This is a genomic window from Micromonospora sp. NPDC000121, from assembly GCF_042899165.1.
In the GTDB taxonomy this organism is placed as follows: domain Bacteria; phylum Actinomycetota; class Actinomycetes; order Mycobacteriales; family Micromonosporaceae; genus Micromonospora.
Genome location: NZ_JBIAZP010000030.1, coordinates 1 through 1,843, shown reverse-complemented (window position 1 = coordinate 1,843; position 1,843 = coordinate 1). Strand labels below are relative to the sequence as shown.

1 protein-coding gene is annotated in these 1,843 nt (G+C 68.0%); it reads right to left on the bottom strand.

Going from position 1 to position 1,843, the window contains the following annotated elements:
* Positions 1 to 1,792 (bottom strand): acyltransferase domain-containing protein (locus tag ACFY23_RS31730; protein WP_387051343.1); only part of this gene is annotated, 1,792 nt, incomplete at its 3' end.
* Positions 1,793 to 1,843 lie beyond the last annotated feature (51 nt).

Below are 1,843 nucleotides of genomic sequence, written 5' to 3'. Positions count from 1 at the left end.
CGGTGGGTAGGGGGCGGAGTTGGAGGTGGTCGATGGTGGCGAGGGGGGTGCCGTCGGTGTGGTGCAGGGTGATGGTGGCGGTGTCGGGGGTGGGTTGGGTGAGGGTGGCGCGGGCGTGGGTGGCGCCGGTGGTGTGGATGGTGACGCCGGTCCAGGTGAAGGGGACGTGTGGTGTGCCGCCGCCGGTGGTGTGGGCGAGCAGGAGGGGGTGCAGGGCGGCGTCGAGCAGGGCCGGATGGATCGCATGACCGCTGCCGTCGCTGTCGTGGTGGGTGTCGGTGAGGGTGATGTCGGCGTGGAGGATGCCGTTGTGCTGCCATGCTCGGCGCAGTCCCTGGAAGGTGGGTCCGTAGTCGTAGCCGGCGTCGGCGGCAGCGGGATAGAACCCGTCGACCGGCACAGGCACCGCACCCTCCGGCGGCCACGGCCCGTGATGAGGCCGCCCGGGCTGCTCCAGGTCGCCGGTGAGAGTGGCCTCGGCATGCAGAACCCAGTCCGGGCCGTCGTCGTGGCGGCTGTGCACCCGGGCGGTGTGCGTGTCGCCGGTGGGTGTGATGACGATCTGCAGATCGCGGTCGTGGTCGGTGGGCAGCGGGGTGAGGATGGTCAGGTCAGCGATACGGTCGCAGCCGACCTCGTCCCCGGCGCTGGTCAACCAGTCAATGAACGCCGTCGCCGGCGCGATCGCAGCACCCGCGACCATGTGCTCACGCAACCACGGCATACGGTCGGGCGACAGCCGGGCAGACACCACAGTCGGCCCATCGGCGATCCTCGCCACGTCCCACCGCACGGCCGAACTGTCGGCGGTGAGCCAGTAACGGCGGTGCTGGAACGCATACGTCGGCAGATCAACCACCCGCGTCGGCCGTCCCAGACGCACGGACCAGTCCACCGGCACCCCACGAGCCCACAACCGGCCGACACCCGCCAGGAACGCGTGCACCTGACCACGATCACGACGCATCACCGGCACCGCCGTGACCGCCTCACCCACCATCGCCGTCAAGACGGCATCAGGACCCACCTCCACCACCGTCGACACACCGTTGTCCCGCAACCACCCCACACAATCGCCGAACCGCACCGCCTGCCGCGCATGCCGCACCCAGTAATCGGCACACCCCAACACCTCACCAGGCTCAGGCCTACCCGTCACACCAGACACCACCGTCAACTGCGGCTCACGCCACCGCACCGACTCCGCAACCTCCGCGAACCGCGCCAACATCGGCTCCATCAACCGCGAATGAAACGCGTGACTCACCGCCAGACGCCGCGACCGCCAACCCCGCACCCCACACTCGACCACCACCCGATCCACCGCCACCAAAGGCCCCGACAACACCACCGACCCAGGCCCATTCACCGCCGCCACATCAAGACCCAACCCACCGGCCAACTCGGTCACATCGGCTTCCGCAGCCTCGACAGCGACCATGCCACCACCGGCACCCAACGCCTGCATCAAAACGGCCCGCGCGGCAACCAGCCGACACGCATCCTCCAGGTCAAGCAAACCCGCAACATGAACAGCAGCCAACTCACCCACCGAATGACCGACCACCACATCGGCCCGCACACCAAAAGACTCCAACAACCGAAACAGCGCCACCTCCACCGCGAACAACGCCGGCTGCGTGAACACCGTGTCATCCAAACCCAACCCACCAACCACACCACCGGCCACAACCTCACCCAGCCCACCCGGCAGCAACCCATCAAACCCCGCACACACCCGCCCGAACGCCTCAGCAAAAACCGGAAACTCCCCCACCAACTCCCGCCCCATACCCACCCACTGAGCACCCTGACCAGTAAAAACAGCCCCCACACCACCCGA